The 23,147-nt window shown below is 69.9% G+C and carries 21 protein-coding genes; 16 read left to right on the top strand and 5 right to left on the bottom strand.

From position 1 onward, the window contains the following. The 5 genes from D7V88_RS20830 to D7V88_RS20810 all read left to right on the top strand — a co-directional run. Positions 1 to 496, top strand: a 496-nt coding sequence (locus tag D7V88_RS20830; protein WP_279636057.1) for a hydroxymethylglutaryl-CoA synthase, incomplete at its 5' end; no start/stop codon positions are given. A 66-nt stretch (positions 497 to 562) separates the two neighbouring features. Then, positions 563 to 1,192 carry a YceI family protein gene (locus D7V88_RS20825; protein WP_120542401.1) on the top strand — a complete coding sequence of 210 codons (630 nt, stop codon included), beginning with the start codon at positions 563 to 565 and terminating at the stop codon, positions 1,190 to 1,192. A gap of 52 nt (positions 1,193 to 1,244) precedes the next feature. Further along, on the top strand, positions 1,245 to 2,192 hold the full coding sequence (locus D7V88_RS20820) for a hypothetical protein (RefSeq protein ID WP_120542400.1): 948 nt from the start codon (positions 1,245 to 1,247) through the stop codon (positions 2,190 to 2,192). 39 nt (positions 2,193 to 2,231) lie between these two features. Beyond that, positions 2,232 to 3,065 carry a hypothetical protein gene (locus tag D7V88_RS20815; protein WP_120542399.1) on the top strand — a complete coding sequence of 278 codons (834 nt, stop codon included), beginning with the start codon at positions 2,232 to 2,234 and terminating at the stop codon, positions 3,063 to 3,065. 17 nt (positions 3,066 to 3,082) lie between these two features. Then, complete coding sequence (locus D7V88_RS20810; protein ID WP_158625119.1) at positions 3,083 to 3,988, top strand: DMT family transporter; 906 nt, start codon at positions 3,083 to 3,085, stop codon at positions 3,986 to 3,988. Between the two features lie 3 nt (positions 3,989 to 3,991). On the opposite strand, the gene D7V88_RS20805 is transcribed toward D7V88_RS20810, so the two are convergent. Then, the gene (locus D7V88_RS20805; RefSeq protein ID WP_120542397.1) at positions 3,992 to 4,930 is read right to left on the bottom strand and encodes a hypothetical protein; all 939 of its coding nucleotides are present in this window, start codon (positions 4,928 to 4,930) and stop codon (positions 3,992 to 3,994) included. 153 nt (positions 4,931 to 5,083) lie between these two features. Between D7V88_RS20805 and D7V88_RS20800 the strand changes: the two genes are divergently transcribed. Beyond that, complete coding sequence (locus D7V88_RS20800) at positions 5,084 to 6,004, top strand: fatty acid desaturase (RefSeq protein ID WP_120542396.1); 921 nt, start codon at positions 5,084 to 5,086, stop codon at positions 6,002 to 6,004. Between the two features lie 13 nt (positions 6,005 to 6,017). Here D7V88_RS20800 and D7V88_RS20795 read toward each other — a convergent pair whose 3' ends face one another. Continuing rightward, positions 6,018 to 6,617, bottom strand: a complete 600-nt coding sequence (locus D7V88_RS20795; RefSeq protein WP_120542395.1) for a hypothetical protein — start codon at positions 6,615 to 6,617, stop codon at positions 6,018 to 6,020. Between the two features lie 248 nt (positions 6,618 to 6,865). On the opposite strand from D7V88_RS20795, the gene D7V88_RS20790 reads away from it, so the two are divergent. The 8 genes from D7V88_RS20790 to D7V88_RS20755 all read left to right on the top strand — a co-directional run bounded on the left by D7V88_RS20790 (position 6,866) and on the right by D7V88_RS20755 (position 13,733). Next, positions 6,866 to 7,585 (top strand): DUF6585 family protein, encoded by a 720-nt coding sequence (locus D7V88_RS20790; protein ID WP_120542394.1) that lies wholly within the window; start codon positions 6,866 to 6,868, stop codon positions 7,583 to 7,585. Positions 7,586 to 7,615: 30 nt separating this feature from the next. Then, the gene (locus D7V88_RS20785; RefSeq protein ID WP_120542393.1) at positions 7,616 to 8,113 is read left to right on the top strand and encodes a hypothetical protein; all 498 of its coding nucleotides are present in this window, start codon (positions 7,616 to 7,618) and stop codon (positions 8,111 to 8,113) included. A 139-nt stretch (positions 8,114 to 8,252) separates the two neighbouring features. Beyond that, positions 8,253 to 8,909: a hydrolase gene (locus D7V88_RS20780; protein WP_120542392.1), complete on the top strand. Its 657-nt coding sequence runs from the start codon at positions 8,253 to 8,255 to the stop codon at positions 8,907 to 8,909. An 8-nt stretch (positions 8,910 to 8,917) separates the two neighbouring features. Next, on the top strand, positions 8,918 to 9,181 hold the full coding sequence (locus D7V88_RS20775; protein WP_120542391.1) for a DUF1427 family protein: 264 nt from the start codon (positions 8,918 to 8,920) through the stop codon (positions 9,179 to 9,181). Positions 9,182 to 9,194: 13 nt separating this feature from the next. Beyond that, on the top strand, positions 9,195 to 11,051 hold the full coding sequence (locus D7V88_RS20770; RefSeq protein WP_120542390.1) for an amidohydrolase: 1,857 nt from the start codon (positions 9,195 to 9,197) through the stop codon (positions 11,049 to 11,051). Between the two features lie 23 nt (positions 11,052 to 11,074). Beyond that, positions 11,075 to 12,457: an alginate export family protein gene (locus D7V88_RS20765; protein WP_120542389.1), complete on the top strand. Its 1,383-nt coding sequence runs from the start codon at positions 11,075 to 11,077 to the stop codon at positions 12,455 to 12,457. Between the two features lie 20 nt (positions 12,458 to 12,477). Beyond that, positions 12,478 to 13,113, top strand: a complete 636-nt coding sequence (locus tag D7V88_RS20760; protein WP_120542388.1) for a YoaK family protein — start codon at positions 12,478 to 12,480, stop codon at positions 13,111 to 13,113. Between the two features lie 11 nt (positions 13,114 to 13,124). Then, a complete protein-coding gene (locus D7V88_RS20755) occupies positions 13,125 to 13,733 on the top strand; it encodes a TMEM175 family protein (RefSeq protein ID WP_120542387.1) in 609 nt (202 codons plus the stop codon). Between the two features lies 1 nt (position 13,734). Here the strand turns inward: D7V88_RS20755 and D7V88_RS20750 are convergent, their stop codons facing one another. The 3 genes from D7V88_RS20750 to D7V88_RS20740 form a co-directional block, all read right to left on the bottom strand. Further along, the gene (locus D7V88_RS20750) at positions 13,735 to 14,652 is read right to left on the bottom strand and encodes a LysR family transcriptional regulator (protein ID WP_120542386.1); all 918 of its coding nucleotides are present in this window, start codon (positions 14,650 to 14,652) and stop codon (positions 13,735 to 13,737) included. 66 nt (positions 14,653 to 14,718) lie between these two features. Next, positions 14,719 to 15,750 carry a transglycosylase SLT domain-containing protein gene (locus tag D7V88_RS20745; protein ID WP_120542385.1) on the bottom strand — a complete coding sequence of 344 codons (1,032 nt, stop codon included), beginning with the start codon at positions 15,748 to 15,750 and terminating at the stop codon, positions 14,719 to 14,721. Positions 15,751 to 15,960: 210 nt separating this feature from the next. Then, positions 15,961 to 21,951: an ATP-binding protein gene (locus D7V88_RS20740; RefSeq protein ID WP_120542384.1), complete on the bottom strand. Its 5,991-nt coding sequence runs from the start codon at positions 21,949 to 21,951 to the stop codon at positions 15,961 to 15,963. 314 nt (positions 21,952 to 22,265) lie between these two features. Here D7V88_RS20740 and D7V88_RS20735 point away from each other — a divergent pair, with 314 nt between their 5' ends. Together D7V88_RS20735 and D7V88_RS20730 are read left to right on the top strand one after the other, a co-directional pair. Further along, positions 22,266 to 22,634 (top strand): MDR/zinc-dependent alcohol dehydrogenase-like family protein, encoded by a 369-nt coding sequence (locus D7V88_RS20735; protein ID WP_120542383.1) that lies wholly within the window; start codon positions 22,266 to 22,268, stop codon positions 22,632 to 22,634. Further along, on the top strand, positions 22,631 to 23,147 hold a 517-nt coding region (locus tag D7V88_RS20730), incomplete at its 3' end, for a DUF4334 domain-containing protein (protein ID WP_147448793.1). The genes D7V88_RS20735 and D7V88_RS20730, both read left to right, overlap by 4 nt.

Raw genomic sequence — 23,147 nt, 5'->3', positions numbered from 1 at the left:
CGCCTACAGCGACCGCTTCGCCGCGCTCGTCTACCACGTGCCCTACGGGAAGATGTCCCGCAAGGCGCACCGGCACCTGCGCACGCTGGATGGGGACGCCGCGCCCGACGCGAGCTTCGACCGGCTGGTGGGCAACAGCCTGGTGATGCCCTCGCAGGTGGGCAACATCTACACGGGCTCCATGTACCTGGCGCTGGCCAGCCTCCTGTCCTCCGCCACCGAGGACCTGACGGGCAAGCGCGTGGGCCTGTTCTCCTACGGCAGCGGTTCCTGCGCGGAGTTCTTCAGCGGCGTCGTGCAGGACGGCGCCCAGGCGCGCGTGAAGGCCCTGGGCCTGGAGGCGCGGCTGTCACGGCGCCGCGCGCTGTCCATCCCCGAGTACGAGGACGTGATGCGCGCGCGTGAGCACCTGGACGAGCGGCCCGCCGCGGACGCCGCCGGCACGGGCTTCCGCTACCAGGGCACGCGCGACCACAAGCGCATCTACGCGACCTGATTCCTGGCGGCCCTCCCGCGAAGGGCGGGAGGGCCCCGTGATTGTTTCCCATTGGAGAGCAACACCATGACGTCGTTCCTCAAGTCCTTCGCCCTCGCCGCCGTCCTCGCCGCTCCCTCGCTCGCCGCCGCCACCGAGTACGAGATCCACCCGACGAACTCGTCCGCGCTCTTCTCCGTCAAGCACATGATGGTGTCCAACGTGCGGGGCTCCTTCTCCAAGGTGACCGGCACGGCGAACATCGACGAGAAGGACCTGACGAAGTCGACGGTGGAGGCGGTCATCGACGCGACGACCGTCACCACGAACGACACCAGCCGCGATGAGCACCTGCGCGGAAACGAATTCTTCGACGTCAAGAAGTTCCCGACCCTCACCTTCAAGTCCACCAAGGTGGAGAAGTCCGGCGAGGGCTTGAAGCTGACGGGAAACCTCACCATCCGCGGCGTGACGAAGCCCGTGGTGCTGGAGGCCGAGGGCTTCACCGTGGAGTCCAAGGACCCCTACGGCAACCTCAAGCGGGGCGGCAGCGCCACCACGAAGATCAACCGCAAGGACTTCGGCCTGACGTGGAACACGGCCCTGGAGACGGGCGGCGTGGCGGTGGGTGACCAGGTCTCCATCACGCTCGAAATCGAGCTCGTGAAGAAGCAGCCGAAGCAGCCGGTGAAGTCCGCTGCGAGCACCACCCCGTAACGCCGCCGTTTCTTCGGGCGGTCTACCCCTCTTCTCCAAGGGAGTTGGCGTCATGGCTCGCACCACCGCGCATCCCCCGGCCAGCCGTCAGGTCGGTCTTGAGAACCGGCGGCGGCAGTGCGCCGCCTGTGGTGGGCCGACGCCCGCCGACTACAGGGCGCGCCGCAACGTGGTGACGCTCAACGGCGTCGTCGCGCTCAAGGTGCAGGTGCGGGTCTGTCACCGCGAGGGCTGTTCCCTGCGCCTGAAGGCCATCCGCGCGGAGGAAGAGGGGCTGTGGGTCCTGCCGGAGCACGAGTTCGGCCTGGACGTCATCGCGCTCATCGGGGCGCTGCGCTACCAGGAGCAGCGCAGCGTCCCCTCCATCCACGCGGCCCTGCGCGCGCGGGATGTGCCCATCTCCGAGCGCAGCGTCACCAACCTGTTGGACCGGTACGACGAACTGCTGGCGCTGCGGCTTTCGGACTGCCTCCGGCTCAAGGCGGTGACGCAGAAGCTGGGCCGGGTGGTGCTGTCCGTGAGTGCCTTGCGCCCGGAGGTGGGCCACCAGGTGCTGTGGGTGGCGCGGGAGTGTCTGTCTTCCGAAGTGCTGGCGGCCTGGTGCCTGCCGGAGCAACGCGCGGAGGAGCTGGTGCCGCGCTTCCAGGAGATGGCGCGGTCGCTGGACGTGCCCGTCGTCGGCGTCGTCTCCGATGGGCAGGGCCCCGTGGTCCGCGCGGTGACGGCGGCGCTGCCGGGGGTTCCGCACCAGTTGCGCCAGTCGCACGACCGATTCGATGCGGCGCGCCCCCTCCCCGAGTCGGAGTCGGAGACGGCGCCGGAGTCCGGGAAGGTATTAGCCGCCACCGCGAGTGAGGCGTGCCCGGACGCGCACGTGGTCGCGGGGGCCTCCGCGGAGCGCGAGGCGTTCGCCACGCTGTGCATGGCAGCGCTGCTGGGCCGGGACCTGCTGCCGGAGCTGCTCCAGTTCGGCGCCGCGCTCGCGCCCGTGGGCCTCTGAACCTCTTTTTCCTTCTTCCTTCACCCCGCGGTCCCCTTCATGAATCCCTTCCTTCGCGCCCTCGGCGCCGCCGCGTTCCTCCTCGCCGCCCCGGCGGCCCTCGCCCAGGGGCCTTCGCCGCGTCCGCCCAATGCCCTGCTGTATGAGACGTATGCCTATTCCGGGTCGCTCAACGGGCAGGCCACGACGGTGTTCGCCCCGGCCATCTCCGGCTCCATCGCGCTGAGCGACCGCTTGAGCCTCAACGCCGCGTGGCTCTTCGCCTACGCGCCGTCCCGGTCCGGCGGTCCCACCGCGTTCCAGGCGGGCAATCCCTCCGTGGGCCTGGGCGGCGTGCTGAGCGACGACGGCACGTTGAAGGTCCGCACGGGTGGAAACCTGGTGCTGCCCTTCACCCTCATCACGGACCCGGACGACTTCGGCTCGGCGCTCCTGCGGAGAGCCGCCACGCTGCGGGGCAACAGTGGCTTCAGCCTGGTGAACCCGGGCCTGCTCGGCCTGACGCCGTGGGTGGACGCGACGCTGAAGACGGGGCGCTTCCGCTTCGGCGTGGACGGGCGCATCCCCATGTCCGCGCAGCTCTCCGAGAAGCGCGGGCAGCGGGTGGACGCGGTCTTCCAGTTCTCCGGCACCGCGGCCATGGACGTCACGTCCCATGTCCTCCTGGGCTCCACCTTCCAGGCCATCTACCTGGCCACGGCGGTGGAGGGGGCGGATCCCACCTTCCTCGCGCTCATCCCCCACGCGCGCTTCTACGGTTCGGCGGGCTTCGTGGAAGCCCGGCTGGTGATGAACCTGGATGCGCCGCTGGGCTTCGCCTTCTCCGACAACGGGCTCTGGGCGGCGGCGCTGGCGCTGGGCACCACCTTCTGATGAGTGACCCCGTCCCGATGAATGCCCCCTCGCTGGTCGGCTCCCGGCTGCGGCAGTGGGGGGATGCGCCGCTGCTCCTGCTCATCGCCACCGGCATGTTGCTGGGCAGCATGCTGCCCATGTCCCGCGTGGCGAGAGCGGAGGGCTGGACTCCGCTGGCCTTCGCCTTCTGGCCGGCGCTCGGCAGCGGGCTGGTGCTGGCGTTCGCTGGCGGCCGGAGCGTGACGGGCACCCCGGAGGCGCGGCCGGTGCTGCTCTACAGCCTGATTGCCGGCGTGCTGAGCGTGGCCGTGCCCAACAGCATCACGTTCATCGTGATGCAGTTCGTGGGCACCAGCGTGACGTCGCTGGTGTACACGCTGCCGCCGCTGTTCACGTATGCCTTTGCCTGGGGCCTGGGCATCGAACGCTACCGGCCCCTGCGGCTCGCGGGCATCGTGGTGGGCCTGGTGGGCGCGGCCATCCTCGTGCTGGGCCGGGGGAGCGCGCCGGGCACCGGGTCCTCCTGGTGGCTGGCGCTGGCGCTCTGCACGCCCATCAGCATCGCGGCGGGCAACGTGTACCGGAAGCTGCGCATGCCCAAGGGCGTGCCCGCGAGCCTGCTGGCGGGCGGGATGCTGCTGGGCGGGGCGTTGGCGCTGCTGCCGCTCCTGGTGATGAACGGGGGCCTGCAGCGCCCCGGGATGGCGGGGTGGAGCGTCATCCTGGCCCAGTGCTTCTTCACCAGCCTGGGCTATCGCGTGTACTTCCATTTCCAGAAGGTCGCGGACCCGGTGTACTTCAGCCAGTTCGGCTACGTCGTGTCCGCGACGGGCGTGCTGTCCGGCCTGCTCTTCTTCAACGAGCACCTGACGCTGCCCATGCTGCTGTCCATGGGCGTCATCCTGGCGGGCATCGCGATGGTGAACGCCCGGACGGCCTGAGCGTCAGCCGGAGGCATTCAGCGCGGCGTTGCGCGCGTCGGCCGCGGCACGGACCCACCGTGAGCCGACCGCGACGTAGCCGGGGTGGCGTACGTAGTCAGGAAGCATCTCCTCCGAGGTGCGCTCGTGGCGCATGTTGAGGGGCTGGATGTTCCGGGCGGCCAGCGCCAGCCGCTGCGTCCGCCAGGACAGCCCCGCCTGCTCCATGACGCGCACGAAGTCGTTCATCTTCTGGACGCGCGCCGCCTGTTCGAGCACCTGGGGGCGCATCGCCTTCGTGTAGCCGGTCCGGGGCTTGTAGTCCTTGCGCAGTTGATTCAGTTCCTGTGCACGCCGCGCCACGAGCCGCTCCTGGAAGCCGGCCTCGGAGTCCGTGAGGAGCTCCAGCGCGTCGCGGCCCATGGCCTCGTAGAAGACGGCGGTGGTGTCGTCGCGTGGCACCTTGCCTTCGAGGAACCGCACGTAGCCCCGGGTCGCCTCCAGCAGCTCGCGCTCCGCGACGTCCGTCGGGAGAATGGGGAGCCGCCGCGATTCCTCCACCGGCACGAAGGACTCCATTTCCATGGGGACGGGCGAGGACGCGTCAGGGCCGGTGCGCTCACGGCGGAGCGCGTACCCGACCTCCCGGTCGCTGAAGACGAGGACGAAGTCCGGCAGCCGGGGCAGGGGAGGCGGAGGATCATCGAGGACCCAATCCGCCGGGTCCGGTGTCCAGAGCACCCGGAGCGCGACGAGCCCCCGGGCCTTCAGCGCGTCGACCCAGGCGTAGAAGTCAGGTTCGAAGCCTCCCTCCAGTTCGAAGCCCCGGAAGTCGTTGGGGCCCCGGTGGATGGCCGCGCCTCCGGGGTCATCAATCACCTGTGCGCGGAGGTCCAGCCCCCGCAGCCGCGCGTTGCCGACGATGGCGAGCTGGGGGACGTAGTCGTACAGGGGCAGGGGCATGGCGTCCTGGGAACGAAGTCTAATGCGTGCCACGAGGCCGGTGTATCCGCGCGCGGTGGGACGTCGGGCGGCGGGGGAGCGGGCGGTTAACAAGTCAGCGTGGTCATGGAGCGCCGAAGTGCGTCCTTCGGGACGACGAAAGGCAGCATCCCCATGTTGACCGAAGCAGCAGCAGCAGCCGTGTCGGGGCGCCCCCTGGTGCCCCCGTCGGTGGGTCGGGTCCGGTTCGACGCGTTCAAGAGCCTCTGGCTCTGGGCCATGCTGGTTCCCGGCCTCGTCTTCGGAATCCCCGCCGTGACGCCCGCGACGCTCACCGCGTCCCTGGTGATGGCCTTCCTGACGCTGTGCCTGGGCCACTCGGTGGGGTTGCACCGCGGCGTCATCCACCGGACCTTCGAGGCCAGCCCGCTGGTTCGCGGGGCGCTGCTCTACCTCTTTGTCCTGAGCGGGCTGGGCGGACCGCTGTCGTGGGCTCGGCTGCACGCGGTGCGCGACTACTGGCAGAACCAGGAGGACTGTCCGCCGTACTTCGCCTACCGGCATTCGGTGTTTCGCGACTTCGTGTGGAACCTGCACCTGCGCTTCGACGCGGCGGATGACCGCGCCCTCGCGCGGCTGCCTCCGGGCGTCATGGAGGACCGGTGGCTGCGCTTCCTGGAGTGGACGTGGCCCCTGCACGTGCTCGCGCTGGCGGCGGTGACCTTCGCGGTGGGCGGGGCGGGCGCGGTGGCTGTCTTTGTCTGTGCTCGGACCGCGGGCGGCATCCTGGGGCACTGGTTCGTGGGCTACGCCGCGCACGTCTGGGGTGAGAAGCGGCATGTCATCCCGGGCGTCACGGAGAGCGGGACGAATGTCTGGCTTCTGGGGGTCCTGTCGTTTGGCGAAGGCTTCCACAACAACCACCACGCGTTCGCCAATTCGGCGCGGATGGGGATGCGGGCGGAGGAGGTGGACCTCGGTTGGCTGAGCCTGCGCGCTCTGGAAGCCTGCGGGCTGGTGCAGTCGCTCCAGGCCTGGGACCGCCCCGCGAAGAATCGCAAGGACGCGGGCCGCGCCGTGGAGCACGGCCCGTGATCTGACTCCTGCTTCAGCGCAGGATGGAGAGTCCTTCCTGGAGGTCCTTGTGCAGGGCCTCGCTCAGGATGAAGCGACCGCCCTTGCCCACGAGGTGCGGCTTGAGCGTCTTGCCGTAGTCGCCCACCTGGGCATCCTTCTTGACCTCGCGCCAGGTCTCATCGTCCGTGATGAGGGTTTCCACCGCGAGTGTGCCGAACTCCACCTGGTGGCCCTCCTCGATGAGGATCTTCGCGCTCAGTGTCCCGCCCACGTGCAGGGTGTCCGCGTCGAACGAGTTGGCGTACAGCACGTGCGCCACGTCCAGGTTCCCCGTCACGTGCACCTCCGAGCCGCAGACCATGTCCCGCGCGCGCAGGTTTCCCAGCACGTAGAGCTTCGAGAAGTCGTCCTCGTTCTCGAACGAGTCCGCCAGGCAGCCCGCGACCGCCATGTCCCCGTTCACGATGACGACTTCGTTGCTGTCGAGCTGGAAGTCGCCCGGCATCGAGAGGTTGCCCCGGTGGAGCACGAACTGGAGCTGATCGTCGTCCTCATCGAACGGGGTCGCGAGGATGTCCGCGAGAAGCTCGTTCGCGCGCTTGCTGTCGATGGGTTCAAAGTCGTTGGACATGGCGGGACCCTAGCCGAGAAGCCCCGTCTTTCGGGGGCTGATTCGCGGCGTAAGCCCTTATCCCGGTGGCGTTTGGAATCACGGGACTCCGTGAAGAACAAACATAGACGGTCTCAGGGCGTGAGAAGTCGCGAACCGGACGAAAGACATCGCGCTGACACATGCGATTGTTTATAGCGTGCGGACTCGTCGCTGAGGCTCACGAAGCCCCGACCCCGGCCCATCCCCGGCCCGTTTGGAGACTTCGGTTGAAACGCTCGCACTCGCTGGTCTTCCCGACGCCCGTCCTCTTCTGGTTCTTCGCGGGGCTCGTGCTGAGCTACCTGGTGGTCGCCGCGCTGCTTGCCCCCGCGGGCGTGCACCTGCTGCCCCTGGACATGGTGATGGGCCTGCTGCGCAGCAACATGGGGTTCTTCATCCTGCTGTTCGGCCTGCCCTGTGGCATCTACCTCATCGGCTGGCGGGCCAGCGACCTCTTTGTCTGGATGCGCGCGCCACACTCCCTGTCGCTGGACGACCAGGGCCTGCGCGCGGGCGATGTCCGCATCGCCTGGCGGGACGTGGAGTCGGTGCTCGAAATCCAGAACCACGACCGCATCGTCCTGCGGCACCGGGGCGGCAGCTACAAGCTGCGGCTGAACCTGTGGAGCGACGCGGAGGCGCTGCACCAGGGGGTGATGGAGCACGTCGTCCCGGAGCTGCTGGAGCGCGTGAGCCGTGAGGTCGCCGAGGGGCAGGCGGTGCGCTTCGGGCCGTTGACCCTGGACGACGCGGGGCTGACCCACAAGGGGCGCCTGCTGCGCTGGGAGGACATCGAGAGCATCCGTGTCCAGGACGAGTTCGACACCGGCGTGTCCACCCGCGAGCTGGTCATCGTCGCCCAGGGCAAGCCCCGGAAGATCGACGAAGCGAAGATTCCCAACGCGCCAGTGCTGCTGGCCTACCTGTCAGACCGCCTGGCCGGCTGACCTTCACCCCCCAACACCGGGCATCACCTCATGGAAATCTACCGCAACCCCCAGTCGAAGAAGAAAGCCGAACAGCCGCACGCGGTCTACAACTCGCGCCTCAAGCTCATCGCGGGCGCGGTCATCTGGGCGCTGGCGCTCGCCTTCTTCGGGGCGCTCACCTACCGGTCGCTGGGGGAGACGGGCGCGATGGCCTTCTTCGGCATCGTCGTGCTGGGCGCGGGCTGGATGTTCTTCAACTGCGTCAAGGGCCTGGGCAGCCTGGACAAGCCCGCGCTGCTGATTGGCCGGGACGGCATCCGCTTCGCTGACGGCGTGCTCATCGCCTGGGACGAGATGAAGGAGAACCTCTACGTCGACCAGAGCTACATGGGCATCCCCATCCTGAAGATGGTGCAGATCAAGACCACCCTGGCGAAGCCCAAGGTGAAGAAGCAGCGCGTCTCCGCGCTCGCCATCGACAGCGACGAGTACCTGGCCCTGTGTGACAACTACAGCCAGGGCGTGATGCCGGCCACCACGCGCTGAGCGTGCGGCCGGGAGGGCGCGGAGGCCGTCGGGCCTTCGCGCCATCTGCTGAATCGATACGAATCATCTGCCGATTGCGGATTGTCGAGACGCAGCCAACGGGAGAGGGTGCCGCCATTCCTCGGAAAGGGCATCCCCCATGGCGACCGCGACCGCAGCCCCTGGCAAGACGCTTCTCACCCCCAGCGACCACACGCTCATCCTCATCGACTTCCAGCCGCAGATGGCGTTCGCGACGCACTCCATCCACGCGAACCAGCTGCGCACGCACGTGTCGCTCATCGCCGGAGCGGCGCGGGTGTTCAACGTGTCCACCATCCTCACGACCGTCGCGGAGAAGTCCTTCTCCGGTCCGATGTTCACGGAGCTGAAGGACGCGTTTCCGGAGGAGGTGGCCATCGACCGGACCTCGATGAACACCTGGGAAGACCCCCGCATCGCGGAGCGGGTCAACGCCATCGGCAAGTCGCGCATCGTGCTGGCGGGCCTCTGGACGTCGGTGTGCATCGTCGGTCCCGCGCTGTCCGCGCTGGAGCAGGGCTTCGAGGTCTATGTCATCGCCGACGCGTGTGGTGATGTCTCCACGGAGGCCCACGAGCGGGCGATGGCGCGGATGATCCAGGCGGGCGCGCGGCCCATGACATCGCTCCAGTACCTGCTCGAGCTGCAGCGCGACTGGGCCCGGAGCAAGACCTACGACGCCGTCGTGAACCTGGCGAAGGAGTCGGGCGGCGCCTACGGCATCGGCCTGCTCTACGCGAAGACCATGTTCAACGGTGGCGAGGGCGGTCACTGACCGCGGTCATGAAGATCTACCTGGTGTCGATCGCCGCGGGGACGCTGATTGGGTTCCTCTACGGCCTGCTCGGTGTCCGCTCCCCCGCGCCGCCCCTCGTCGCACTGGCGGGACTGCTGGGAATCCTGCTCGGAGAGCAGCTGGTGCCCGTCGGTCGCCGGCTGCTCCGCCGGGAACCGCTCACGGCGGCGTGGCTCGCCGAGGAGTGCGTCCCGAAGGTCACCGGCGTGCCCCCCTCGGGGGACGCGCCGCCCTCACGCCCCAACCCCTGAAGGGACACGCCGCATGCCCCCCGACCTCATCCTGCACCACGGCCGGTTCACCACGTTGCTTCCTGGCGCCTCCGAGGCCGAAGCCGTCGCCATCACGGACGGCCGGTTCTCCGCGGTGGGGGCGGCGAGCGACATCCTCAAGACGCGGGGCCCGGACACCCGGGTCATCGACGTGGGGGGACTCCGGGTCGTGCCCGGCCTCATCGACAGCCACACCCACGTGATTCGAGGCGGGCTCAACTACAACCTCGAATTGCGCTGGGATGGCGTCCGGTCGCTCGCGGATGCGATGCGCATGCTGCGTCAGCAGGTGGCCGTCACCCCCGCGCCGCAGTGGGTGCGGGTGGTGGGCGGCTTCACTGAACTCCAGTTCGTCGAGCGGCGCCTGCCGACGCTGGATGAGCTGAACGCCGTCGCGCCGGAGACGCCGGTCTTCATCCTCCACCTCTACGACCGCGCGCTGCTCAACGGGGCGGCGCTGCGCGCCTGTGGCTACACGAAGGACACGCCAAACCCGCCGGGCGGCGAAATCCAGCGCGACCGGCACGGGAACCCCACGGGGCTCCTGCTCGCGAAGCCCAACGCGCAGCTGCTCTACGCGACGCTGTCGAAGGGGCCGAAGCTGCCCCTGGAGTATCAGGAGAACTCCACCCGCCACTTCATGCGCGAGCTGAACAGGCTGGGCATCACCGGCGTCATCGACGCGGGCGGTGGCTTCCAGAACTACCCCGACGACTACGCCGTCGTGCAGAAGCTCGCGGACGCGGGCGAACTCACGCTGCGCATCGCCTACAACCTCTTCACCCAGCACAAGGGCGAGGAGGCCGCCGACTTCCGCACGTGGACGAAGCAGGTCCGGCCGGGGCAGGGCGACGACCACTTCCGCCACAACGGAGCGGGGGAGATGCTGGTCTTCTCCGCCGCGGACTTCGAGGACTTCCGCGAACCGCGCCCGGAGCTGCCGCCGGACATGGAAGGCCAACTGGAAGAGGTCGTCCGGGTGCTGGTGGAGAACCGCTGGCCGTGGCGCCTGCATGCGACCTACGACGAGAGCATCTCGCGCGCCCTGGATGTCTTCGAGAAGGTCCACCGCGACATGCCCTTCGGGGGGCTGCACTGGTTCTTCGACCACGCGGAGACCGTCTCGGAGCGGAACATCGACCGCATCGCCGCGCTGGGCGGCGGCATCGCGGTGCAGCACCGGATGGCCTACCAGGGCGAATACTTCGTGGAGCGCTATGGCGCGGCGGCCGCGGCCCAGACGCCGCCCATCGCCCGCATGCTCGCCGCCGGGGTCCCGGTGGGCGCCGGCACGGATGCCACGCGCGTCGCGTCCTACAATCCGTGGGTGTCGCTGTCGTGGCTCGTCACCGGGAAGACCGTCGGGGGGACGTCGCTGTACGGCGAGGACGCGCTGATCGACCGGGAGACCGCGCTGCGGCTCTGGACCGAACGCAACACCTGGTTCTCCTCGGAGACGGGCAAGAAGGGGCAGCTCGCCGTGGGGCAGTTCGCGGACCTGGCCGTGCTGTCGGCGGACTACTTCAGCGTCCCCGCCGATGCCATCTCCCAGCTGGAGTCCGTGCTCACGATCGTCGGCGGGAAGGTCGTGCACGGCGCGGGCGGCTTCTCGGGCTTCGCGCCGCCGCTGCCCCCGGCGATGCCGGACTGGTCTCCGGTCCGCGGCTTCGGCGGGTATGCGCACGCCACCGCGCAGGCCCGCGAGGCTCACGTCGTGGCTCCGGGACACGCCGCGCCGCATGATTGTGGCGTGCATGCGCATGGCAAGGCGGCCTGGCGGCGGCCGGTGCCCGTCGCGGAGGACCCGACGTTCTGGGGCCTCCTGGGCTGCTCCTGCTGGGCGTTCTGAGCGAAGGGACGCGGGACGCCTTCATGCGCAGCCTTTCACGGAGCGGGTTCTTCCTCGGTGTCGCCGGGCTGCTGGGCGTGTCGCTCGCGGCCCGGGCGGAAGACGTCCCCGAGCCGCGCTCGGTGCCCCGGTATGCCGCGATCCGCTACCTGGAGGACTGGTCGGATCCCCTCCTGCGGCCCGGGGAGGATCCGTTCGACCGCGTCAAATACATCCCCCTGGGAGAACGGGCGTACCTCTCCTTCGGGGGCCAGCACCGGCTGCGCTACGAGCTGACCGAAGGGCTGGACGGTCCGCAGTCCGAGAGCGTCCTGTTCTCCCGCAATCTGCTGCACGTGGACGCGCACGTGGGTCCCCTGCGTGCCTTCGTCCAACTGGGAGGACACTACGCGCTCGGGGCTCCCGCCCGTGATGAGCCGCCGGGCAGCGACCTGTTCGACGTGCAGCAGGCCTTCGTCGAGTGGAGCGCCGCGAGCCAGAAGGCCCGCTTCGTGGCCCGCGTGGGACGCCAGGAGATGTCGCTGGGGTCCACGCGGTGGGTGAGCACGCGGGATGGCACGAATGTCCGTCAGGCGTTCGACCTGGCCCGCCTCACGGTGACGGGCGAGGGCTGGAACGTGGAGGGCTTTGGCGGCGTGGTGCCGAGGCTGGTGCGCGGCGTGTTCGATGATGCGCCTTCGTGGCGGAGCCGGTTCTGGGGCCTCTACGCGACCGTGGCCGTCTTGCCGCGAAAGCAGCTCTCGTTCGACGCCTTCTATCTGGGGCGCGACCGTCCTTCGGTGACCTACGGCGCGGTCGAAGGGCGCGAGGTGCGCCACATGCTGGGCCTGCGGGTGTTCGGTCAGACCGAAGGCGGCCTTGAGTACATCGTGCATGCGCTCGCGCAGGCCGGCACGGTGGGCGACGCCGACGTCCTGGCCTGGGGACTCGCGGGAGGCCTGTGGCAGCGCCTGTCCTTCGCGCCGCTGCGGGTGGGCGTGCGCGGGGATGCGCTGAGCGGCGACCGGAACGCCGACGACCGTCGGGTCTCCACCTTCCATGCGTGGTTTCCCAACCAGACCTTCTTCAGCGCGTTGCCGTTGATCTACCCGTCGAACCTGTACGAAGCGCATCCGCTCGTGCAGTGGGACCTGGACGCCGTCACCCTGGAGGCGGGCTGCGTCTTCTTCTTCCGGCAGTCCGTCCAGGACGCCGTCTACACGCCGCCGGGGGACGTCCTCGTGTCTCCCATGGATTCACGGGCGCGTTACACCGGTGCGCAGCTCTCGCTGTCGCTCGGCTATCGCGCCACGCGCCACCTCATGTTCAATGCCGAGTACTCGCACGTCTTCGCCGGGCCCGCGCTGCGGACGGTCACCGGACGGGACGTCGACTTCTTCGGCACCTGGACGACCTTCACCTATTGACCCATGGCACCGACCTTCCAATGACTCCCAGCCCCGCTCTCAAGTCCGCATGGGTCCCCGCCGCGCTCGCGTTCGTCGCGGGCTACGCGGACGCCGTCACCTTCGTCGGTGCGGGGGGCATCTTCTGCGCGCACGTCACCGGCAACTTCGTCGTGCTCGCCGCGGACCTCGCGCGCAACGCCAACGCCGACGAGTGGCTCAAGCTGTCGACCTTTCCCATCTTCGTCCTGGCCGTCTACTGCGCCACGCACCTGCACCGTCGCCGGGCGGAGGGGTCCGCGCGGCTGCTCCTGCTCCTCCAGGCGGTGGCCTTCGGGGCGGCGGCGGCCGTGCCCCTCTTCGTGCAGGGAACGGCGGCGCACAAGGTCGTCGTGGTGTTCGCGGTCATCGCCATGGGCATCCAGAACGCGATGCACCGGGTGTCGCCTTCGCTGGGACCGATGACGACCGTGATGACCGGCAACGTCACCCAGTGGTTCGTGGAGAAGGTGATCCCGGGCGCCCCGGAGAACGCCGGCAAGCACCGCTCGCTGGGCTTCATCATCCTGGCGTTCGCGCTGGGCTGTCTGGGGGGCGCGTTCGGCGTCCAGCACCTGGGGTTCGCGTCGTTCCTGGCCCCCGTGGCCCTGGCGCTGTGGGTGCGCAGCCGGCTGTAGGGGGCCCCGCCATGCCGGACACCGAAAGGCCGGACAACGCCCGGCTCGAAGCGTTCAGCGATGGCGTCTTCGCCGTCGTCATCACGCTGCTGGCGCTGGACCTGAAGCCGGAGCTCACGGACTCCGCCCGGGACTCCCGCACGCTCCTGTGGCAGCTGGCGTCCCGGTGGCCCACGTACCTGGCGTTCGTGGCGAGCTTCAGCACCGTCCTCATCATGTGGATCGACCACCATGGCATCCTGAAGTTCGCGCGCCGGGCGGACACGCCGGTGCTCTTCGCGAACGGGTTCCTGATGCTGCTGACCACGCTCGTGCCGTTCACGACGTCGCTGCTGTCGGCCCACCTGATGGAGCCCTCGGGCTCCATGGCCGGGGCGCTCTACTCGGGCCTCTTCGTGCTCATCAACCTGGCCTACAACCTGCTGTGGTCCCTGCTGCAACGGCAGCATGCTCCGGATGCGCTCGAACACCGGCTCACGTGGCACTACCGCCTGGGGTTCCCGGTGTACCTGGTGGCGACCGTCGTCGCGCTCTGGAGCCTGCCGCTGAGCCTCGCGTTGTGCGCGGGCATGTGGGCCCTGTGGAGCGCCAACATGCGGCCGGTGCACGACGGCGTCTGACTCACCCCGTCCGCTGGCGGCGGGCCTCGCGCGCGCAGAGCTGGGTGAGCTGCTCCAGCAGCCAGCGGTGCGCGGGGCCGAACACGGTGTCGCCGCGGTAGATGGCCAGGAGCTTGAGGGTGTTCTCGTGGGTGCCCCAGGCCATGGGCCGGATGGCCACCAGCCGGCCCTCGCGCAGGTCGTCGCGGATCAGATGCTCCGGCAGGTTGCCCCAGCCCAGGCCCGCGCGCAGCATCTCGTGCTTGGTGTAGAGGTCGCCGACCCGCCACGTGCGCGGGGACAGTCCGACCTGGTCGGAGATGCCTTCATCGTCGCAGTCGGAGAGCACGATTTGAATCGCGTCGACGAAGTGCCGGTTGGCGATGCGTCCCTTGAAGGCCGCCAGCGGATGGCCGGGGCTCACGACGGGCAGCACGCGGATGGGCGACAGCGCCTGCGCTTCGAGCCCCCGGGCCAGCCCCGCCGGGCTCACGACGCCCAGGGTGGCCGTGCCGTCGAGCACGCGAGCGGAGACGGCGGACATGATCTGCGTGTCCACGCGCAGGTCGACCGCGGGGAACTCCCGGGTGAACGCGGCGCACAGGTCGATGAGCGCCTTCAGGGGGAAGAAGGCATCCAGGCACAGCGACACCGACGCTTCGAGCCCCAGCGTCATGCCGGTGGTGAGCCGCCGCAGCCCGTCCACTTCGGAGAGCACGCGCCGCGTCGACGCGAGCACCGCCTGCCCCTGGGGCGTCAGCGTGGCCACCTTCGTCGAGCGATCCCACAGCGGCACGCCCAGCTGAGACTCCAGGTTGGCCATCGCGGTGCTGATGGCGGACTGCACGCGGTGAAGCTTGCGCGCCGCCGCCGAGAAGCTCCCCTCCTCGACGACGGACACGAAGGCGCGAAGCTGGTCGAGCGTGACGGGGTCGAACATCCCCGCCCCATCTCATGAATCGATGATGGGGCGCAAAGGATCGCCGGTTTCCGTGAGGGTCCTGCCTTACGCCGGCAGGGTGCCCTGGCCGGTGGCCAGGATGTTCGCGAAGCTCTTCACCTTCTGCACGTAGGTGGCGTCACCCGTGCCGGCCGGGATGGCGTCCGGGTTGCTCTTGTCCACGCCGTTCGGCCCGGAGTTGTAGGCGCGCAGGGCCAGGTCCATGCTGCCGCCGAACTGCTCCTTCATGTCCTTCATGTAGCAGGCGCCCGCCAGGATGTTCGTCTCCGGGTCGGAGAGGTCCTTGCCCTGGAGTTCGGGGTGCTTCGCCTGCAGTTCCTTGTACGTGTTGGGGTTGACCTGCATCAGGCCGGTGTCCGTCAGGCCATTGCCGCCGTTGGTGGAGATGGCTTCCAGGTTGCCGCGCGACTCCTGCCAGATCTGCGCGGCCAGCACCTCCGCCGGCACGCCCGTCTTGGCGGACGCGGACTCGATGGCGCCGCGGAACTTCTCCAGCCCGGGGGGCAGGTTGCCGCCCAGCTTCGAGCCACCCGTGGCGCCGCTGGCGCCCGTGGAGCTCTGCGTGCCGCTGGTGCCCGTGGAGCCCGGCGTGCCGCTGGCGCCCGTGGCGCTCGGCGTGCCGCTGGTGTCCGTGGGGCTGGTGCTGGTGCCCTGCGCGGACGACGGACCCACGGGGCTGGGGCTGAGCTCCACGGGCGACGGGCTCGTGCAGTCCTGCGGCGTGAAGCTGCTGTCGGAGAAGGACTGGGCGTCCGACGCTCCACCGAGGTCGGGGACGCCCTGGGCCCCTTGCGCGCCCTGCATGCCTTCCATGCCGCCCACCAGCTGCGCGAGCGTGTTCAGCGCCGTCAGGGTGTCCTGGAGCAGCTTGCCCAGGGCCTGCGCGTCCTTGCCGGGGCCCGCGTCGAAGCCGTCCTGCCGCAGGGCCGCCAGCCGGGGGGAGACCTGGGGGCCCACCTTCGTCTGAGGCTGGAACGTGGCCGGGGTGCCCGTGAGGCCCGACAGGCCGGGGGCATCAGTCCGCGCGGGGGCGCGGGTGAACAGGGACTGGGTGTTCCGGGTGGGCGAGATGCTCATGGCGGGGGCTTTCCAGGAAGGAGGGAGTCCAGCGTGCGTCGATGCCGGAACCCATAGCAGCGGCCGTGCCAGCCCTCGCGAGGCGCCCGGTACACGGGCAACCCCTGGATTTGTCTTGGAATGGCGCTGACGCCTGGAGGCGGTGGAGCCCCGCGCCCTGGTGACTCCCGTCACCGGCCGATGTTCCCCGTCATCAGGGGGCGCCGGGCCTCACGCCGCGTCCAGCGGGAGCACCAGCGTGAACGTGGCGCCTCCTCCTGGCGTGGGCGCGAGGCGGATGCTTCCGGCGTGCGCCTCCGCGATGTGGCGGGCGATCCACAGCCCCAGGCCGAAACCGCCGTGGTGGTTCGCGGGCACGGCGCGCTCGAAGCGTCCGAAGATGCGCTCCTGGTCCTCCGGCGCGACGCCCTCGCCGTGGTCCACTACCGTGAGGGCCGCCTGGTCCCCCGTCCGCTCCACCGTCACCCCTACGGGCCGGCCCGCTCCGAACTTGAGCGCGTTGTCGACGAGGCCGTCGATGAGCTGGTGCAGCCGCGCCGGGTCGTAGCGGCCCACCACCGGTTCGGGCGCCGTCACGGTGAGGAGGCACTCCGCGCGGGCGGCCTTCTCCTTTGACTGCTCCACGACCGTGGTCGCCACCCGCGAGAGGTCCACGTCCTCCCGCGCGAGCTCCAGCGGGCCGGTGACGAGCTCCGAAACATCCAGGAGCCGTTCCACCAGCCGCGACAGGCGATGCAGCTGCTTCTCCGTCGAGCGGGCCTTGCCTCGCAGGATGGCGGGCGACGCTTCGGCCTGGGCTTCACGACTCAAGCCCTGGACGTTGAGGGCCAGGGCGCTCACGGGCGTGCGCAGCTCGTGGCTGACGAGCCGGAGGAATTCGTCCCGCACCCGCACGGACTCGCGCAGCGCTTCCTTCTCGAATTCGTTGCGGACCACCTTGCGGCGCACGCGGGCCATGTCCAGTTGGGTGCGCACCCGCACCAGGAGTTCGCGCGAGGAGAAGGGCTTCACCAGGTAGTCATCCGCCCCCGTCTGCAGTCCCTCCACCGTGGACTCATCGCCCGCGCGGGCGGAGAGCAGGATGATGGGGATGGCGCGCGTGCGCTCGTCGGCGCGCAGGGCGCGCACCAGGCCGAAGCCATCCAGCCTGGGCATCATCACGTCGGAGAGGATGAGGTCCGGCGGTTGGATGCGCACCCGTTCCAGGGCGTCCAGTCCGTCCGTGGCGGTCTCGATGTTCGGGAAGCCCTGCCGCAGCAACCCGGCGACGTAGGCGCGCAGGTCGCCATTGTCGTCGACGAGGAGGATGCGGGAGCGCGCGAGCTCCTCGGGCAGCTCCATCACCGGCCCCTGAGCTGGGGAGTGCTCCTGCGTGCCCGGGGCCAGGACGTCCTGCGACCAGCGGTGCGCCTCCTCGACGAAGGGCGCGGCCCCGGCGGCGGCCACGCGCGGCCGGGCCTGGCGCTCCACGCGCTCCTGGGGCAGGTGGGCGAACCCCTTCGGCATCCGCAGGGTGAAGGTGGTGCCCTCCCCGAACCGGCTCTCCACCGCGACGCTGCCCCCGTGCAGCCTCACCAGCTCCTGCACCAGCGCCAGGCCGATGCCCGTCCCTTCGTGGCTGCGGCCCTGGGTGGCGCGGACGCGGTAGAAGCGCTCGAAGACGCGCGGCAGCTCCTCCTCCGGGATGCCCACGCCGGTGTCCTGGACGGTGAGGACCGCCTGCGCGTCCTGCCACTGGAGCCGCACGCGGATCTCGCCCTGGTATGTGTACTTCACCGCGTTGGAGAGCAGGTTCAGGACAACCTTCTCCCACATGTCCGGGTCCACGTAGATGGGCTCTGGCAGGGGCGGGCAGTCCACCACCAGCTTGAGGCCCGCGCTCTCCACCGCGGACTGGAAGGCGCTCACGAGGCTCGTGGTGAGGGTGGACAGGTCCGTGGGCACGTAGCTGGCCTGGGCCCTTCCGGCCTCCATCCGGGAGAAGTCGAGCAGCGTGTTGACCATCTTGTACAGGCGCAAGGCATTGCGCCGCACCAGCTCCAGCGGCTCGCCCTCCAGCGACTTGTTCGCCTTGGACAGCGCGTCCTCGACGGGGCCGAGGATGAGCGTGAGCGGCGTGCGGAATTCGTGGCTCACATTGCTGAAGAACGCGGTCTTCGCCTGGTCGAGCTGGGCCAGCTCCTCCGCCCGCTGCTTCTCCTGCTCGTAGGCGCGCGCGCTGGAGACGCTGGCGGCGAGCTGCCGCGCCAGCAGTTGCAGGAAGCCGCGGTACTCGTCGTCCAGGGCCCGCAGGGGACTGAGGCCGGCCACCAGCACGCCGGTGGTTTCGGTGTCCGCGCCCATGGGCACCGGAAGCACGAGGGCGCGCGTCGTGGGTTCGGGCCAGGGGCCGCCGGGAAGGGGGCCGAAGCGCGTGGGCAGGTCGTCGACCAGTGCCTCCTGCCTTGAGCGCGCGACGCTTTCGAGCGGCCAGGACGCCGTGTTGTCCGGCAGCACTTCCACGGGGGATGCGGCCACGCCCCGCGGGAGGCCCGCGCAGCTCACCAGTTGGGCCTTGCCCTCGCGGACGACGTAGAGGAGCGAGAAGGGCAGGTCGTGGGCCGCGTGCGCGAGGACCTCTTCCAGCGAGCGGAAGATGGCCTCGACCTTCTTGTCGAGCGCCGTGCGGATGGACAGCTCCCGGAGGATGGCGAGCCGGCGGTCGCCGACCACCTGGCGCGTCGTCTCGCTCGCGATGGCGAAGAGGCCGGCGATCTCCCCCGACTCACCGATGGTCGGGTTGTAGGACCAGGTGAAGTAGGACTCTTCCCGCAGGCCTCCCGGCCGCCGCGCGAAATTGACGTTCCCGTTCTCGATGAACAGGGGCTCGCCCGTTTCGTGGACGCGCATCATCAAGGGGCCCAACTGCCCCCACTCCTCCGCGAGCGCTTCGTTGCCCCGGGCGCCCACGGTCTGGGGGTGCTTGGCGCCCAGGATGGGACGGAACGGGTCGTTGTAGAGCATGCGCAGCTCGGGACCCCAGAAGAGGATGATGGGGTAGGGCGAGCGGAGCATCGTGCTGACGGAGGTCCGCAGCGACTGGGGCCATTCCTCGAGCGGGCCCAGGGAGTTGGTGGACCAGTCGTGCGCTCGCAGCAGGGAGCCCATCTCGCCGCCCGCCTGGATGAATGCCTCGTCCCGGCCCGCCTTGCGTGGCGCGAGCGGGGGCTGGCCCTTCACGTGCGAAGCCGCGCGCGCCACGGGCCGCGCGTGGGGTTCGGCGGGGAGGAAGAACCAGAAGGTGCTTCCCCGGCCCTCGGCGCTCTCCACCCAGAGCCGTCCCCCGTGGCCTTCCACGATGCCCTTCGCGATGGAGAGGCCCAGGCCGTGGCCCTCCCGCTGCTTCTGGGCCGCGTGCCAGTAGCGGTCGAAGATGCGCGACTGCGCTTCCTCGGAGATGCCCGGGCCGGTGTCCGTCACGCCGAAGCGCACGCCCCGCGTCCCTGCCTCCGCTTCCACCTTCAGGCCCACGCTGCCGCCCGGGGGCGTGAACTTGATGGCGTTGGACAGCAGGTTGCCGAGCGTCTGGAGGATGCGCTCCTTGTCGCACCGCAGGACGCGTCCGGGCTCCAGGTCGACGGTGAAGCGCAGGCCCTTGTCGGTGGCCTGCGGCTCGAAGAGCTCCCGCGCCTCCCGGACGAGCTCCTCCACCGTCTGGGGGCGCACGTCGATGGAGAGCGTGCCCGCGTCGATGCTCGCCAGGTCGAGCAGGTCCGCGATGAGCAGGTTCATGCGGCCCACCGAGCGGCGGATGGAGTCGGTGTGCCTGCGCAGCCGGGGATCGCGCTCATCGTGGCCCAGGGCCCGTTGAATCAGCTCGGCCGCGGTGCCGATGGCGGTGAGCGGCGAGCGCAGGTCATGGCTGACGACCGCGAGGGTCTCCTCCCGCGAGCGGGTGGCCAGCCGGGAGGCTTCGAGCAGGCGGGTGGTCTGCTCCGCGTGCGTGCGCTCCGCCTGGAGGGCGTCCTGCCGCAGCCGGGACACCGTGAGCTGGGATTCGACGCGTGCGACCAGCTCGTTCGCGGAGAAGGGTTTGACGAGGTAGGCGTCCGCGCCACTGCGCAGGCCTTCGATGGTGGCCTCCTCGCCCGCGCGGGCGGACAGGAGCACCAGCGGGATGGTCCGGGTGCGCTCGTCCGCGCGCAGGGCCTGGATGAGCTGCGTGCCGTTCATGCCCGGCATCATCACGTCGGAGAGGATGAGGTCCGGCGGGTTGGCCCGGGCCGCTTCGAGCGCCTGGAGGCCGTGGGTCGCCGTCTCCACGCTCCAGCGCGGCGCCAGCAGGCGCGTGAGGTAGTCGCGCATGTCGGCGTTGTCATCCGCCAGCAGGATGCGGGCCCTCGCCTGGGCCGCGGTGGGTGTCGCGGTGGGAGGCAGGGGAGAGGCCCCGGCCCCGTTCCACTGGGACAGCTCCGCGAGGAACGCCTCCGGCCCGCCGCGCGGGGACTCACGCGACCGGTCCGTGTCCACGTGTCCGGGGGGCAGGTGCGCGGAGCCCGTGGGCAGGCTCACCGTGAAGGTGGTTCCCGTGCCGGGGGTGCTGCGCACGCGCACCGTCCCGCCGTGCAGCTTCACCAGCTCCTGCACCAGCGCCAGGCCGATGCCCGTCCCCTCATGGCTGCGGCCACGGACCCCTTCCACGCGGTGGAAGCGGTTGAAGATGCGGGGCAGCTCCTCCTCCGGGATGCCCACGCCGGTGTCCTGGACGGTGAGCTCCACGCTCGGGCCCTCCCACTTCAACGCGACGCGGATCTCCCCCTCGAAGGTGTACTTGAAGGCGTTGGAGACGAGGTTGAGGACAACCTGCTCCCACATCGTGGGATCGACGTGGACGGCTTCGGGCAGGGGCGGGCAGTCCACCGCCAACCGGAGGCCCGCGGACGTCATCGCCGAATCGAAGCTGCTGGCCAGGTCCTTGGTGAAGGCGGAGAGGTCGGTGGGGACGAAGGAGGCCCGGGCACGGCCCGCTTCGATGCGGGCGAAGTCGAGCAGGGCGTTGACGAGCTTCTGGAGCCGCAGGCCGTTGCGGCGCACCCGCTCCTGTCGCTCGCGCTGGGCGGGCGGAAGCGGGGCCTGCGTATCCGCGAGCCCGTCCTCGACGGGCCCCAGCATCAGGGTGAGGGGCGTGCGGAACTCGTGGCTGACATTGCTGAAGAAGGCCGTCCTGGCGCGGTCGAGCTCCGCCAGCGCCTCCGCCCGCCGGGTCTCCTCCTCGTAGGACCGGGCGCTGACGATGGACGCGGCCAGGTTGCTGGCCACGAGGTCCAGGAAGGCGCGGTACTTCGGATCGCGTTCGAGCAGCGGGGCCAGTCCCACCACGAGCAGCGCGGTGGGGCTGGCGTCGACGGGCCGGGCCACCGGCACGACGAGCGCCGAGGTGGGCGTGGGCCTGCCCTCGTGCGAGGGCAGGGCACCGAGGCGCTCCCGGAGGCCGTCCACTCGCGCTGGCTGCCCCGTGCTCACGACTGAAGCGAAGGGCCACGGGGCTTCCGGGGCGCCGGAGAGGAGGACCTCCCGGGGCCAGGCCGGGCCGTCCCCCTGGGAAGGGGTGTGGGCCGTGAGGTGGGCCGCGGCCCCTTGCGCGTCGAGCAGGTAGAGCGCGGCGAGGGGGATGTCCGAGCGATCCTCCGCCAGGGCCTCCATCGCCCGGGCGCAGGCCTCGGCGACGCTCTGGGCTCCCGTCGTCCGGGCCGCCATCGTCTGCATCAGGGTGATCCGCCGCGCGTCCAGCACCTGGGCAGTGGTTTCCGCGACGGCGGTGAAGATGCCGCTCACGCCTCCGCTCTCATCGCGGATGGGGCTGTAGGAGAAGGTGAAGTAGGTCTCCTCGGTGAACCCGTGCCGTTGGATGGGCAGGAACTGGTCCTCGGACCAGGTCGCCTCACCCCGGGTGAGGACGCCTTCGAGCATGGGACCGATGATGTGCCAGATCTCCGCCCAGTGCTCGCGTCCGCGCTGCCCCATGGCCCTCGGGTGCTTGTCGCCAAGGATGACCCGGTAGGCGTCGTTGTAGAGCATCACCATGTCCGCGCCCCACCACACCAGGAGGGGAAAGCGGCTGTTGAGGCACGTGCTCACCATGGTGCGCAGCGACAGGGGCCAGTCGCTCACGGGACCGAGCGCCGTCGCGGACCAGTCCATCGTCCGCATGAGGGCGCCCATGTCCCCCCCACCTTCCATCACCCAGGCGGCGCTCTCTTGGGACAACCGAGGGTCGTCGACCGCGTGGACGCTTCCCAGAGGCGCGCGGGATTCAGGGCCGTGGCTCATGGATCCGAGCGTTAACACACCTCTCGTGGGACGGGCCGCATGAGGACGGCTGGGCGACACGCCCGCCTGGCGGCCTGCTGTTTCCCTGCTCTCCCAGCGTCCGCGCATGACGACAAGTCAACGTTCCATGGGGTGAAGAAAAGGACCCACCCGGCGGTTCCAGGGCGGCATTGTTGGCGGGTTGCCAATAAGAATAGGATGGGCCCATGGCTCTTCCGGTGCGTGCCGCGTTGCTGCAGACGGTGATGGGTCCCTTCGTCATCGACGAGGTCGAACTGGAGTCGCCCCGGGGCACATGCGGGTTGCTCGGGCTGCCGGGCCGTGACGCGGCGGAGGTCACGCTGCCGATGCACGCCCTGCTCGCCGGCCGGAAGCTGGTGGGCATCCTCGAAGGGGACGCCGACCCGAAGACGTTCATCCCGAAGCTGGTCGCGCTGCACGCGGCCGGACGCTTCCCGCTGGAGAAGCTGATCCGCTGCCACGACTTCGAGGCCATCAACGACGCGGTCCACGAGATGGAGACGCGCACGGCGGTCAAACCGGTGCTGCGCATGCAGGCAGGAGGGCGATCATGACCTTCGACGAAGCGGTGAGAGCCGGGCGGATCCGCGCGGATGAGGCGCTCGCGTTGTTCGACAGCCTGTCCACGGTGGACCTCGCGTTCATGCGGGGCACGTGGAAGGGCAGTGAGCTCCAGACGGAGCACCCGATGGATGGGATGCTCAGCGCGACCGGCTGGTACGGAAAGCAGTTCATCGACGCGGAGAGCGTGCACCCCCTGCTGTTCTTCACGGAGGACCGCGCGGCGGTGTTCCCGGTGGATCCGCGCAAGTGGCCGTCGCCGACGATTCGCGGGCCCGTGGGGCCGCACCGGGCGGATGTGGAGACCGCGAAGTTCAAGGCGCGGCTGCGCATGACGGAGTACCGGGGGAGGCTCAGCGCGACGATGATCTACGACGACTGGCCGACGAACGACGTGTTCCGCCAGGTGGACGCGGACACGCTGCTGGGCGTGATGGACGCGCGGGGCATGCCCGCGCCGTACTTCTTCGTGCTGCGCCGCGACCCCCAGGCTCCCGCCCTTCGCT

The sequence above is a fragment of the Corallococcus terminator genome, assembly GCF_003611635.1.
GTDB lineage: Bacteria > Myxococcota > Myxococcia > Myxococcales > Myxococcaceae > Corallococcus > Corallococcus terminator.
The sequence above is the reverse complement of the archived record's forward strand: the minus strand, read 5'-3'. Positions and strand labels throughout refer to the sequence as shown.